The organism is Caldicellulosiruptor bescii DSM 6725 (genome assembly GCF_000022325.1).
Lineage (GTDB): Bacteria > Bacillota > Thermoanaerobacteria > Caldicellulosiruptorales > Caldicellulosiruptoraceae > Caldicellulosiruptor > Caldicellulosiruptor bescii.
Genome location: NC_012034.1, coordinates 407,754 through 420,738, shown reverse-complemented (window position 1 = coordinate 420,738; position 12,985 = coordinate 407,754). Strand labels below are relative to the sequence as shown.

At 35.6% G+C, this 12,985-nt stretch carries 13 protein-coding genes; all 13 read right to left on the bottom strand.

Going from position 1 to position 12,985, the window contains the following annotated elements; all coding sequences use genetic code 11:
- Positions 1-70 precede the first annotated feature (70 nt).
- A complete protein-coding gene (locus ATHE_RS14585; RefSeq protein WP_156046817.1) occupies positions 71-223 on the bottom strand; it encodes a hypothetical protein in 153 nt (50 codons plus the stop codon).
- Positions 220-606, bottom strand: a complete 387-nt coding sequence (locus ATHE_RS01775; protein WP_015906967.1) for a GntR family transcriptional regulator — start codon at positions 604-606, stop codon at positions 220-222. Before ATHE_RS01775 ends, ATHE_RS14585 begins: the two co-directional genes overlap by 4 nt.
- 16 nt (positions 607-622) lie before the next feature.
- Positions 623-1,405: a YhfC family intramembrane metalloprotease gene (locus tag ATHE_RS01770; RefSeq protein ID WP_041727313.1), complete on the bottom strand. Its 783-nt coding sequence runs from the start codon at positions 1,403-1,405 to the stop codon at positions 623-625.
- Positions 1,406-1,619: 214 nt separating this feature from the next.
- The gene (hprK, locus tag ATHE_RS01765; protein WP_015906965.1) at positions 1,620-2,555 is read right to left on the bottom strand and encodes an HPr(Ser) kinase/phosphatase; all 936 of its coding nucleotides are present in this window, start codon (positions 2,553-2,555) and stop codon (positions 1,620-1,622) included.
- Between the two features lie 37 nt (positions 2,556-2,592).
- Positions 2,593-4,374: an excinuclease ABC subunit UvrC gene (uvrC, locus tag ATHE_RS01760; RefSeq protein ID WP_015906964.1), complete on the bottom strand. Its 1,782-nt coding sequence runs from the start codon at positions 4,372-4,374 to the stop codon at positions 2,593-2,595.
- A gap of 39 nt (positions 4,375-4,413) precedes the next feature.
- A complete protein-coding gene (locus ATHE_RS01755) occupies positions 4,414-5,646 on the bottom strand; it encodes a CdaR family protein (RefSeq protein ID WP_015906963.1) in 1,233 nt (410 codons plus the stop codon).
- A gap of 2 nt (positions 5,647-5,648) precedes the next feature.
- Complete coding sequence (gene cdaA, locus ATHE_RS01750) at positions 5,649-6,506, bottom strand: diadenylate cyclase CdaA (protein WP_015906962.1); 858 nt, start codon at positions 6,504-6,506, stop codon at positions 5,649-5,651.
- Between the two features lie 21 nt (positions 6,507-6,527).
- Positions 6,528-7,376 (bottom strand): AmmeMemoRadiSam system radical SAM enzyme, encoded by an 849-nt coding sequence (gene amrS, locus ATHE_RS01745; RefSeq protein WP_015906961.1) that lies wholly within the window; start codon positions 7,374-7,376, stop codon positions 6,528-6,530.
- A gap of 17 nt (positions 7,377-7,393) precedes the next feature.
- Positions 7,394-8,794: an AmmeMemoRadiSam system protein A gene (gene amrA, locus ATHE_RS01740; RefSeq protein WP_015906960.1), complete on the bottom strand. Its 1,401-nt coding sequence runs from the start codon at positions 8,792-8,794 to the stop codon at positions 7,394-7,396.
- A 261-nt stretch (positions 8,795-9,055) separates the two neighbouring features.
- On the bottom strand, positions 9,056-9,691 hold the full coding sequence (locus ATHE_RS01735) for an immunity 26/phosphotriesterase HocA family protein (RefSeq protein ID WP_015906959.1): 636 nt from the start codon (positions 9,689-9,691) through the stop codon (positions 9,056-9,058).
- A 20-nt stretch (positions 9,692-9,711) separates the two neighbouring features.
- On the bottom strand, positions 9,712-10,005 hold the full coding sequence (locus ATHE_RS01730) for a hypothetical protein (protein WP_015906958.1): 294 nt from the start codon (positions 10,003-10,005) through the stop codon (positions 9,712-9,714).
- A gap of 562 nt (positions 10,006-10,567) precedes the next feature.
- Positions 10,568-11,428: a hypothetical protein gene (locus tag ATHE_RS01725; protein ID WP_041727311.1), complete on the bottom strand. Its 861-nt coding sequence runs from the start codon at positions 11,426-11,428 to the stop codon at positions 10,568-10,570.
- Between the two features lie 336 nt (positions 11,429-11,764).
- Complete coding sequence (locus tag ATHE_RS01720; protein ID WP_015906955.1) at positions 11,765-12,679, bottom strand: hypothetical protein; 915 nt, start codon at positions 12,677-12,679, stop codon at positions 11,765-11,767.
- Positions 12,680-12,985 lie beyond the last annotated feature (306 nt).

Below are 12,985 nucleotides of genomic sequence, written 5' to 3'. Positions count from 1 at the left end.
CTAATTCTCCTTAGAAATCAAATTTTAAAGAAGAGTTAGAATAATCTCTACAGTATTATTATACCACATCTTAACGTAAGCATGAATCAGACAAAATCAAATCAAAACCAAACTCACAACTACCACTGCAACCAAAATACCAATTATTAAAAACCCTATGAACTTGCCAAGCGGCTTTGCGTAGTTTAAATCCCAGCCAAATCCCCCAACCCGCCTTTTTCATCCATCTTCCCTTCCCCCAAAACTATCAAAAATAGTTTCAATCAACCTTATTAATTCATTCTTATTCATACCCTTGCAAATGGCTTTTGCAACAATTGGAGTAACTTCTTCTATTATCTCATTTAAAAACTCCTTATTATAACCTTTGCTCACAGCAATATAAGCCCCATGCTTTTTGTTAATAGCAATAAGTCCCATATCCTTTAACTCATTATATGCCTTTGCCACTGTGTGCATGTTGACGCCAATTTCGCTTGCAAGGTCTCTGATAGAAGGAAGGCTATCGCCATTTTGAAGTTCTCCTCTTGCTACTGCCTCTATTATTTGGTTCTTTATTTGCTCATAAATTGGCATGTCAGAGGTAAAGTCAATTTTTATAAACATCTCGCTTTCAGCCCTTTTAGCTTTCTTGTATTCTATGAATATCTTTCCACTTTATGATATAAATTAGGCTCAACACAGCCCAAAGCAAAACTACAAATTCAATAGCAAATATATTAACTTTCAATAATGACATGTATGCAACCGGCGTATCAATGATTGTATGAAGCAATATCGCCAGCACGAGATAATAAAGCTTTCCTTTCTTAACAGCCACCAGAACCAAAAGTGAAAGAGCAATCTGAACTGCCATTGTGAAAACTCTTTCAAAACCAGCAAGAAGAAATGCTGAAGCTGGCGTATTTATCAGTGCACTTTTTATAGCACCGATTACCTCAGGCGCAACTTTGCTTTTTAAAAGTGTATCTAAACTGCCAGAGTTGATTAAGAATGAAAACACAATGTTGTTTATATAGCTCATACCAACCAGCAATATTGATTCAATCCCACCATGTCCAATCCCATAAGCAAGACCGTTTTGATAGTTTAGCCTATCTTTTAAAAACCCTCTAAAACCAATGTATCTTCCAACCTCTTCAAAAATTCCAGCTGTCAGACCCAAAAAGAGAGAGTATACAAGGTAATGCTTGGAAAATTCTACAAAGTAACTTTGTTTTGACAAGATCTGAAGTATCGGAATTCTCAGAACAATCTGAGAAATGAAAAATATTAATGCTCCTATTAAAATTGAGTTCAAAACTCTTGAGTACTTCTTTAAAACAACCACAGCCAGCACAACCGGAAAGCCTACTGAAAGAAGAAGTGTAATGCACATAAAGATAATTTTGAAATTAGATACCAACACAAAGCACCTCTTTCTAAGTTATATGCGTTATATAGATTATATAACACATAGGTTTTAATTGTCAAACAAAATAAAAAAGAGAGCTTTTGCCTCAGTCTACCTGAATGTGCAAAAGCCCCACAAGCCATTTCCAGAAGCTTTTCTTTTCATTGTTCTTTAGATTTGTCATTTTTACCTCTTTTAATATCTGTTTTTCTCTTCATTAGCTTTTTTACTCAGCTCCATTTCCTCTGCTCATCTGTTTTTGAAGTCTTTCTGTGAGGGCTTTTGCTGCGTTGTAGCCCATTTTCTTTTGTCTGTTGTTCATTGCTGCAACCTCAACAATGATGGCAAGATTTCTGCCGGGTCGTACAGGAATCACAAGCGTCGGTACTTTTATCCCCAAAATCTCTATGTATTGGTCATGAAGACCAAGTCGTTCATATTCCTTGCCCTGTTTCCATGTTTCAAGCTGGATAACAAGGTCAATTCTTTCAGACTCCTTAACGCAGCCAACACCAAACAGGTTTTTGACATCCAATATTCCAATCCCTCGAATTTCGATAAGATGCCTTATAATCTCTGGGGCTTCACCGACAAGGGTCTTTTCAGAAACCTTTCGAATTTCAACTGCATCGTCTGCAACAAGAATGTGTCCTCTTTTTACAAGCTCCAAAGCAGTTTCGCTCTTCCCAACCCCACTTTCGCCAAGCATCAAAACACCTTCACCATACACATTTACAAGCGTGCCATGGCGGGTTATCCTTGGTGCAAGTTCGTGTGTCAAAAAAGTGCTCAAATTTGTCATGAACCTTGTCGTAACCTCTTGAGTGCGAAGAAGAGGAACACCATACTTTTTTGAAAATTCCAAAAACTCCTCAAAAGGTTCCTGGTTTGAGGTAATTATCACACACGGGATATTTCGCTGAAAAAGTCTTTCAATTGCGTCTCTTCGCTGCGATGGTGTCATGGTCTTCAAATACGCCATCTCAGAGATTCCTATTATCTGAACCCTTTGCTCATCAAAATACTCAAAAAACCCCATAAGCTGCAGAGCGGGTCTATTCAAGTTCATATCCTTTATCTTTCTCTCTTCAATGCCACTGATTTCTGTCAAACACTCTAAATTGAGCTCTTTTATTATTTTGCCAACTGTCGTGTAGAACAATTTGTACCCACACCTTTCTTTCTACGTCAATTTATTTTTATACTCCAATCTTTTCTTTTATTTTCAAAGCAACCTCATATGGAATGTCAGCTGCTTTTACAATCTCTTCAATGCTTGCCTTTCGCAAATTGTCAATTGACCCAAAAGTCCTAAAGAGCTTGAGTTTCCTCTTCTCTCCTATTCCCTCTATTTCATCTAAAATTGACTCATACAGATGCTTCTTTCTAACTTCTCTGTGAAACTTCACTGCAAACCTGTGCGTCTCTTCTTGAATAGCATATATAAGTTTATACACAAGCGGATACTCTTGAATACCTGCTTCTTTACCATTGTAAATCAAGTCCCTTGTTTTGTGTCTATCATCTTTCACCATGCCAGCAACAGGAATAAAAAATCCCAAAGTGTTCAAAACCTCTAATGCAGCATTGACCTGATTTTGTCCACCATCAATCAATATCAAATCAGGAATTCTCCCATGCTTTTCTAAGTTTGTAAACCTCCTTGTCAAAACCTCTTTGACGCTTCTTATATCATCCTGCCCTTCAAATCCTTTTATTTTGAACTTCCTGTAAAATTCTTTGTTGAACCTTCCATCCTCAAACACAACAAGGGTTCCTACATTGTCAGCACCTGCAATGTTGGAAATGTCGTAACTTTCTATCTTTTCAATTTCGTTTTCAAGTCCAAGGATACTTTTAAGAGTTAAAAGCGCCTCAGCATAAACATCATCTACTCTTTGCCTGTTAGCAAGTGAAATCTCTGCATTCTTTTTTGCCATGTCAAGAAGCTGCTTTTTTTCACCCTGTTTTGGAATGATTACTTTCACTTTGAAACCGTAAAGTTTTTCTATCATCTTTTCAATATTGTCAAAATTTTCTATTTCATGAGGAATTATAATCTCTTTTGGCAGTGATAAAACGTCAGCGTAATACTGCTCTAAAAACCTCTCAAACGTATCCTCCTCAGCTTTCAAAACAAACTCTTCCTTGTTTATAAGCTTACCATTTCTGATAATCAGAACAACAATTGCAATGTGTGTTTGGTCTTTTGCGAAGTTTATAACATCTTCGCTTCTGTCATCTGCATAAATGACTTTCTGTTTTGTGATTATTTGCTCAAGACTTGAAAGCTTATTTTTTATCTCCTGCGCCTTTTCAAACATTAGATTTTCGGCATATTCAAACATCTTTGCTTTGAGCTCTTCAACAATCTCATCACCCTTGCCACTTAAAACCTTTACAGCTCTCTCAACCAGCTTTTGGTATTCTTCTTCTGATACATCTCCCTTGCACACACCAAGACACTTTTCTATATGAAAGTTAAGGCAGGGCCTACCCTTGCCAAGCTGGTCTGGGAACTTTTTCTTACAAGTCCTGAGCATAAAAAGACTTTTTAGTAGCTCAACCGTCTGCTTTACAGAATACCCACTGACATACGGGCCAAAATATCTGCTGCCGTCTTTTTCAACCTTTCTTGTTGTCACAAGCCGCGGAAACATCTCGTTTGTTATCTTTATATACTGGTAGTTTTTGTCATCTCTCAAAAGAACATTGTACTTGGGCCTATATTCTTTTATTAGGTTGCACTCTAAAATCAAAGCTTCTACCTCGTTGTCTGTCACAATATAGTCAAGGTCTTTTATTTTCCTTACCATGAGCCTTGTCTTTGAAGGCATATCTTGAGAGTTTTGAAAATACTGTCTGACTCTATTTCGCAGGTTTACAGCCTTGCCAACATATATAACATTTCCATTTTCATCCTTCATTATATAAACCCCTGGCGATGTTGGAAGATTAGAAAGCTTTTCCTCAAGCAGCATCAGGTCATCTCCTCTTTTTTCTGTGCACACAGTATTCTTTTATTGAGATTGAAGCTGACTACTTTCTGAAATTTCCACTCTTATGTAAGTGGGGGAAACACCAAAATCTTCTATGTTTGCAGGCTTTTCGACCAACACCTGAAGGTCGTAACTTCCTTTGGTCAGATTCGAAACATCCACATACGCCTTCAAAGAATTAAAATCTATAGAATTTTGCACACTTTGGTAGTATTTGAGTGCTACTTTAACCTTGTCAGGACTCAGTTTTGCAACAAGCCCAGGTTTCAGTCCTCTCACTTCAACAGGGATATTGATAGATTTCTCAACAACTGAATCTGTGTATATGGTGATTGTAACCTGTTTTACATTATCTAAAGACTTTATATTCTTCGGAATACTAAAGTCAAACTGGAATGTTGATTTATTTTCAAGCATCTTTGTATCAATTGTCCCTACAACTATCTCATTTATTGAGTTTATGTCTTCTTCTTTTCCTGCTATATTGATTGTAGAAGGTTTTAAAACTATCTTTGATATCACTTTACTTGGTGGAAGACTACCTTTAAACTTGACACTCAAGGGCACTTGCTTTGTTTTGAGTATCTCTACATACACATCTATGCTCTTTTGTGAAAGGTCAAAAAGCGATGTTATGTCTTTCCCCCTTGAATCTATTACCTTTACAGGTACAGAAGCTTTAAACGATCTGTCGTTAAGACTCAAGTTCAGCTGAGCTATGCATTTTGAAATCTCTTTTATATCACTTTCAGCACCTCTTATGCTTATCACATTTGGCTCTTCCTGATAATTATTTATAATATAACCCTTCTTGGGATTTCCGTTTATCTCAACAGAAACATCTTTCTGGATTGTCACAAGATTGTCAATAGATACCGTAACATTTTTGGGATACACACTCTCAATGTTAATCCTGTGATAAGGATTCTGGATAGCTACTGGAAGTTTTACTTCTCCTGTCTGTCTTATATCAGAAAAATCTACCGTTGCCTGGATATTCTTTTCGTCAACCTTGCTAAGTTCATCTTGTGTTCCGCTTATAACTATTCTCACTTCTTTGGCATCAGTCTCTTTCATCACAAGACCTTTTGACAAGGTTGTAATGTTGTATTTAATAGGAATAATAATCTCCCTTTTCTTTATTGGGTTTATAATGCTATTTACATAAAACCATAGAATAATTGCAATCAAAATTGAAACTATCTTAAGCCAGAAATTGTCGTCTTTTGGTTTTTTTATGGTAATCTTTTTCAACTTTAGCGCCTCCACTTGAAAATACTTAATCCATTTTTCTCTTTTTCTTGCTTTAAAGGCCTGAGAAGTATTTTTCTTAAAGCCTCAGGTCCTAAGTTTCTTGTAAGACCACCATTGTACGCAACAGAAATAATCCCTGTCTCTTCTGATACAACAATTGCTGTTGCATCAGAGTTTTCGGATATCCCAAGTGCCGCTCTGTGTCGTGTCCCAAGTTCTTTGCTTATGTATCTATTCTCGGATAGAGGCAAAAAACATGCAGCTGCTTTTATCTTCCCATCTCTTATAATCACTGCGCCATCATGAAGTGGGGTGTTTGGAATAAATATATTTATCAAAAGCTGGGATGAAATCTCTGAATCAATTATAATCCCTGTATTGATAATATCCCCTATCTTGGTCTGACCTTCAACAACAATCAATGCACCAATCTTGTTTTTGGAAAGATACATCACAGCCTTTATGATCTCTTCAACGCTGTTTTGCCATTTTATTGCCATTTCCTCATCAGGGCCAAGCCACAAAAACTTGCCCCAGATTTTGCTTCTTCCAATCTCCTCTAAAGCACGTCTTAGCTCTGGCTGGAAAACTATCAAAAGCGCCAAAACACCGTAAGATAGCGTATTTGTCAAAAGCCAGTTTATGACATTAAGACTCAGCCACTTGCTCACCTGTGTAATAACAATCAGCACTGCTATCCCTTTTATGAGCTGATACGCTCTTGTGTCTTTTATCCACACAATTATTTTGTATATCACAAACGACACAATTGCAATGTCAATAATATCAAACGGCGTTATTTTAATTAACGTTACATTTCTCAAAAACTCCTGAAGATAAAAAGAAAAATCTTTCAGCAAACCTTTCTCCCCCACTATTTTCTAAATATTACCAAGATACACATTCACAAGATACTTTTTAGCAACCTCTCTTAGTCTCATTAATGTCTCCTTTGGTGTTGGTGGAAGAGTCATCTTGTATCTTGGAAAATATCTTGTAAGGTGCAGCGGAATTCTGTCATCAATTGAGGCAATCCACTTTGCAAGATTTTCTATTTCTTCATCCCTATCATTTAACGTTGGAATAATGAGTGTTGTTATTTCAATATGAATCTTTTTAGCACAAATCTCAACAAACCTTTTTACCGATTCCAAATCCCCGCTGCAAATCTTTTTATAAAACTCCTCATTAAAAGCTTTCACATCAATATTTGCGCTATCTATCACTTCAAGAAGCTCTTGAAGCGGCTCTTCATTCAAATACCCGTTTGTAACAAGCACAGTCTTTAGCCCTTCCTGTTTAAAAGCTTTTGCCACATCCATTACATATTCAAACCAGATGGTAGGTTCATTGTAAGTAAAAGCAATACCGATGCATTTTGGGTCTTTTTTAGCAAGAGCAATTAGCTTCTCTATCTCAACCTCGAACACATTTGGAGTTAGCTGGGAAATCTCAAAGTTCTGACAGTGAAGACATTTAAACGAACATCCAAACGTTCCTATAGAGAGTATGCTTGACCCCGGATAAAAATGATATAGAGGTTTTTTCTCAATAGGGTCAAATGCAATTGAAGAGATATAGCCATAGTTTAGCGAATAAAGAACTCCATCAACATTTTTCCTTGCTCTGCAAAAACCAGTGCTGCCCTGTGGTAGAATGCATCCATGCGGACAGAGCTTGCATCTGACTTTTTTGCTTTCAAGCTTTTCATAATATCTTGCCTCAACCATTCTACCCTCTTCCCTTACTACTTGTGTCTTTCAACTGTAAACCTTTCTATCTCAAAATCTTCACTTTCATAATCAATTCCTGCTTTTCTGCAGGCTATCTTAAGCTGCTCTTCAACTGTGTCAACACCTTCTAAATCAGGAAGCAAAAGCCCTTGTCTTGCACCTTTTCGCACAATAACTCCATATTTTTTAGGATCAAGTTGGTCTTTCGAGTTTACCTTCTCAGGTGGGCTTAGAATATCAACATCATACACAAGACTGTCAAGCTCATCTTCTGTTACCTCTTCAAACCTGGGGTCGTGAAACCCTGCTGCAACAGCGTTTCTGATTATCTCTTTTGCAATGTTTTCTTGAGTAGGATAAATTGTACCTATACATCCTCTCAAGTTTCCATCCTTTTTAATTGACACAAAAACTCCTGCTCTTTCTCTTAGCATCCGTTCTGTGACATAATCTGGTATATAATCTAAGTACCTGCGGTGTCTTACATAGTATTCTAAGCTTTCTCTTGCAAGTCTTATATATTCATCTTCATTTTCTCTTATTCTCTTTAGTCTCTCTTCTCTTTTTTTCACTATCTCCTCAAACAAAGAAGAGCTTGTCTGTTCTTTCTGGTAAAAGGCAGCAACACAGTATCCAACGCCAAAAGGTCCTTCATATGAATAAACCTTTGATTCTATACTATAGCCCTCAAATGCTCCAAGCAAAACCTTTATGGATCTGAAACCACATTCTGCCGTCTTCTCTGAAAGTACAGGATCTATGTCATAAAGTGCTCGTACATTGCTACTTTGCAAAAGTTCAACCAGAAGTTTGTCAAACTCAGGTCCTTCTTTTGCAAACCCGTAAGGCCCATCGTAAGAGAGTTTGTGCGAAAGGTCGCCTGAAGCTATAATTAAACCTTTTTTGCCATGCTTTTCAATTGCCCTTCTGAGTATCATTCCATATTTATAAAGCTTAATATCATCAAGCATACAGTAAGAAGTGTGTATAAGCTCAAATTCTTTATACTTTCTGGTAATAAAATAAAGCGGAACTAACGCGCCATGGTCAAGCTCTCGCGAAACGCCATATCTTTTTTGAATTTTGTCTGACACAAATCCAACCGTCAACCCTTCCTGGCTGCACATTTTTGCTATGTCTTGAACTATCTCAAGGTTATTTTTGAACCTAAATTCAATTCCATATACACCCCATCTTGCAAGGCTTCCACCAATTTCTGGCTTGTCGTTCAAGAAAAAAGCATCCGTAAACACAGGTGCATGGGGTGATATTATGGCTATGACCTCAGGTTTATATTCAGCTATCTCATCTGCTACCTTTTGTAAAGCATCTAAGGTCGCCTGGCACTTTTTCTCCTCGCCTCTCCCAATCTCGGGAATCAGCACTGGTGGATGTGGAAGCAAATATCCTACCATTTTTGCCTGCTCCTTACTTTGATTTTTTTAAGATTTTCATATATAATATTTTACCCTTTTTTTGTGCTTGCTTCTACTACTCAAATGTTAAAAAGTTGTTACAAAATAAAAAAGGCTATCTATTTTTTGCATTTTGTGATAGCCATTACCAAAAACATTATTAATAGTTTCATCCCTCACAAACACCGCCAAAAGTGTAAATTGCATGATTGAAAAGTGACAAGGGAGCAGCTCTTTGTTCTGCCACTCCCTTATAACCTGCTACTCATCAAACTCTGCCAAACTCGGGTCTATCACAAGCTCTCTTTGAACCGCATATGCTATTCCTATATATGTTGTTATTCCATATCCTCCCCATATCTTAGGCTCTCTTTTCAATATAGTCCCATCTTCTTTGCGAAAAATGTTTCTCATCTTCTCATAAAACCCATAATCTAATCTTTTCTCTTCTTCTGTTATCTCTTCATGCCCAACATTGTAAAACCTTCCGCTCGTCCAGTACCACCTCGGTACTATCGCCGGCGGTATCAGCAAATTGTTATAATCAGGCTTATACCCACTCATATCAGGCTTTCTGCTCTTGCACTTGAATATAAATACTGAATAGGCACCATTTATAAATGAATTTGTCTCATTCTTTATCTTGGCTACCATTACCTTACCGTAAAAATACAAACCCTCCCTCGGACTTAACACAAACACATCCCCCGCTTTTGGCTCTACCCTGCTTCTTTTTATCACCCTCAGCTGGTACTCTTCTGTCCTGTTTTCCCTATCTAATTGACTAATCATTTCATTCCACTCATCAAGTCTTCTCCTCACATCCTCTGGCAATGATTCGTACCTCTTCTGCCATCTCAAGATTTCTTTATCTTTGTTCTCATCATATATCAGCATTTTAACCACCTCTCCTCTCTTCATTCTATTAATTTATTCTTCTTAAGATAATACTCTGCCCATTTCAGTGCCTCACTGTAATACTCTGACCTCGGCGAAATGCTGTTTGCTTTGTTAAGTTGATTTGGCCCATGTTCTATAAAATACTGCTCTATCGCTCTTGCCTGATTCCTTGTCAAACCTTCCAATTGAACATCTAATCTTTCAAAATCCTTTCCACTCCTGTTGTGCTCATTCAGTCTTATGTTAGGGTCTCTTTTTGTGATACCTACATATACTGCTTTTCCTGTTTTTTTGTCTATACCAAAGTACACCTTATACTCTGCTACACCTTCATTTAACCATTTTAATGTCTTTTCTGATATCTTAAGTTCTAACTTTTGAAGTTTTGCAAACCTGCCAAGATATGTCCTTACCCTCTTGCCTGCTTTGCCAAGAACTGATACTAACTTTCCTGCTACCTTGCCAAATACTCCTGTGCCGCCTGTTGCAAAATCACTTATTATCTCTACTATGTTGCAAACGGCTATTCCTAAATATTTTCCATACTCTATTACCTTGCTGTCACATACAACTCCTCTTCCAAATACTTCTGAACTGAGCTTTATTAATCTCTCTATAGGCTCTATATACTCCTTAAAATACCCCTCGGCTAATACACTTGCTATGTCACTAAGTCTTATTACACCTTTTATTATACCAACTACTATGTCCTTGAAAAACCCTAAATTCTTTAGCGATAATCCATCTGTTGCTTCTACTATCTTCTGCTCTCAATTCTAATATATCACTATTACCATACATCATATTCCTCTACAACCTTCTACTTGTAATAATTTAAAACTCTTTTTTAATTTGGACTTTTTTAATTTATTGTTACATATACTCTCTTAATTTCTCTATCTCAGGGCTATGTCTTGATATTGCATCTACTATCATATTACTAGTAATAAAACAATAATGAAAAATATTCTCCTTAAATTTCCCTCTTCTTTCCTTTTCTAACCATCTGATAAACTCTGAATTCTTTACTTTAAAAAAACATTTTCTTTCCGGTTCACATTTTTTTGTATTCAAAAACATAACATCTAATAACAACCTTCTGCCAGCTTCTGTTATCCTTAACGCTTCTATACCATTATTAAATGTTATTAAAATTTTATCTTTATAATTTTCACTATGTTTATTTTTTCTTAACTCACCATTTAATAGTATGCTAACTCCACCCTCATCGTATATTACTTTTTCAAGACTTATTTCTTGGAGATATTTACTATCAATAAACTCTTTATACTCTTCTTTGACATACTCCCACGACATATCTGTAAGTTCTAATCCTTCTATCACTTTTTCTATGTCAACCTCTATTATACTCTTATTCAATGGATCTATCACATCCAGTGAGGATCCCAAATATTCTACAACATAATTAGACGTAGGTATAATCCAATGCTCTATGTCATCAGGAAATGGATAGCTTTCTTGAATTAACCAGTTTATATATCCTGTATTTCTTCCAACATACATAGACAAGCCTTTCTTACATTTAATAGAGACTCTTGATTCCAACATCTCGATTAATCTCTTCCTATTTTGCGTTGCACAAAATAGAATTGAATATGGCAAGCTTGTCCATATTTCAAATTTATTTTTCTCATAAATCAATGTCATTAAAATTCCTTTACCATATTCAAATTTAAATGCACTAAATCTTACTTCATTACCCAACCATTTCATTCCTACATAACCTTCTCTCATTCTTATAATTCAATTTCCTCATCTATATATAGCAATGTAAATAGACTTAACATTTGGTTCTTTGTGTTTTAGTTGTATTCGTTTTAAAAGTTAAATACTCGAATCTCAAGCATTAATTTTGTATTGTTATTTCACTTTAATAATCACATTTATTTCATTCAGATTTTTTAACGTATTCTTTGTAATTTCTATCTAACTAAACAACTACAACATTTTTCAGTTCCTAAAAAATATTTATTGCCTATTAGCAGAAAGATAAATCAATTCGATGAGGCTTTAATATTATCAGTTAAGGTAGTCTACTTAAAATTATCTCTAATTATCTCTATTTGAGATTTCACTGTTATTTCTTTTTAGTTTCTCTATCGTAGGTTTACATTTTGATACCACATCTACCACCAACATATCAGAAAGAAAGCAATAATGATTTACCTCTTCTTCAAACTTCTTACCTCTTTCCTTTTCTAACCATCTGACGAACTCTGAATTCTCTACTTTCAAAAAAAATCTATTTTTAAATTTGTACTTCTTTATATCCCAAAATATAAGCCACAATAACAATCTTCTGCCTTCATCTGCAAATCTTACTGCCTCTATACCACCCTCAAATTTTACTACGAATTGCTCACCTATATAATATTTACCTTCCTCATTTTTCCTTATTCCTTGATCTAATAATATTCTAAGTTTCCCTTCCTTGTATATTAGATCCCCAATAAATAGCCCCTTACTAATATCCATTTTTTCAAGAAACTCATCGTCAACAAATTCTATATAATCTTCCTTATCGTACTCCCATGACATATCTGTAAGCTCCAATCCTTCTATCACTTTTTCTTCGTCAATCTCTATCATTTTCTTATAAAAAGGATATATAATATCTGGCGGTACAAGACTACTTATAAATTCGATAACATAATTCTTTGTAGGTATAATATAATGTACCTTATCATTTGAGTCCGGATAACTATCTCTAATTAACCAATTTACATATCCTGTATTCCTCCCAATATACATATACAACTCTTCTTCTAAAACAACCGGATCCTCCGTTTCTAACATCTCCATAAGTCTCTTCCTGTTTTCAGTTGCACAAAACAAAACTGAATATGGATATCCCGATTCTAATATCTCAAACTTTTTTTGTCCTTTAATCAACCTTATGAAAAACCCTTGACTACCTTCAAATTTAATTGTCTCACATCTAACTCCCATATCTATCCAACTCATTATTATCAACCTTCTCTTATTTTTGCTTTTTAAATTTCAATATATCGTACGTTTAAATACTTAACTTGGTGAACTTGTTTCCCAATAATCTCTGAATCTTCATAAACATATTTCGTCTGATAGTTTACATTTCCTGCCACTCCTTGCTTTTTTAAACAAATTGTTTTCTAGTTACACTAAAGTGTTTTTTAAATAAACTTTAAGTATTATTTTTTCTCGAGGTGTTGTACCTATTTTTGCTTCAAAGGAAAATTGCACTTACTCTTGTAGCTAATTTTTTCGCCATTTTTCTTATATCATATTATA

Bases quoted from the DNA above. Each gene is read 5' to 3' on its own strand.
- ATHE_RS14585 (WP_156046817.1), bottom strand. From the start codon at position 223: ATGAAAAAGGCGGGTTGGGGGATTTGGCTGGGATTTAAACTACGCAAA.
- ATHE_RS01775 (WP_015906967.1), bottom strand. From the start codon at position 606: ATGTTTATAAAAATTGACTTTACCTCTGACATGCCAATTTATGAGCAA.
- uvrC (WP_015906964.1), bottom strand. From the start codon at position 4,374: ATGCTGCTTGAGGAAAAGCTTTCTAATCTTCCAACATCGCCAGGGGTT.
- amrS (WP_015906961.1), bottom strand. From the start codon at position 7,376: ATGGTTGAGGCAAGATATTATGAAAAGCTTGAAAGCAAAAAAGTCAGA.
- amrA (WP_015906960.1), bottom strand. From the start codon at position 8,794: ATGGTAGGATATTTGCTTCCACATCCACCAGTGCTGATTCCCGAGATT.
- ATHE_RS01735 (WP_015906959.1), bottom strand. From the start codon at position 9,691: ATGCTGATATATGATGAGAACAAAGATAAAGAAATCTTGAGATGGCAG.
- ATHE_RS01725 (WP_041727311.1), bottom strand. From the start codon at position 11,428: ATGAAATGGTTGGGTAATGAAGTAAGATTTAGTGCATTTAAATTTGAA.
- ATHE_RS01720 (WP_015906955.1), bottom strand. From the start codon at position 12,679: ATGAGTTGGATAGATATGGGAGTTAGATGTGAGACAATTAAATTTGAA.